The sequence below is a fragment of the Pseudoalteromonas sp. S558 genome, from assembly GCF_005886635.1.
Taxonomy (GTDB): domain Bacteria; phylum Pseudomonadota; class Gammaproteobacteria; order Enterobacterales; family Alteromonadaceae; genus Pseudoalteromonas; species Pseudoalteromonas aliena.
On the sequence record NZ_PNDU01000657.1, the window covers coordinates 1 to 295 of the forward strand.

Below are 295 nucleotides of genomic sequence, written 5' to 3' on the forward strand. Positions count from 1 at the left end.
TACTGCTGTTAGCCAAATGCTTGAGAGTATTTCGCTTGCTAACGTGGCATTGTTTTTAATTGCGATCTCTATTTACTTTACTTCGTTTGCCTATGCAGTACCGCTGGTTTATTTTAATAAAGAGCAACGTATTTTAAATGCCTTAAAAAGTTCGTTTATGGTGTTTTATTATAATATTTTACCATTAAGTGTTTATGGTATTATTTGCGCATTATTAATGGTGTTGTCGATGTTATTATCGCTACTACCGCTGTTGATTTTAATTCCAATTTGCTACATTAGTTTATTTGTATAT

Annotated in this window: 1 pseudogene; it reads left to right on the forward strand. The window is 31.2% G+C overall.

What is annotated here, in order from left to right:
- A pseudogene (locus tag CWB66_RS21835) lies at positions 1-295 on the forward strand (BPSS1780 family membrane protein); the annotation flags it as partial.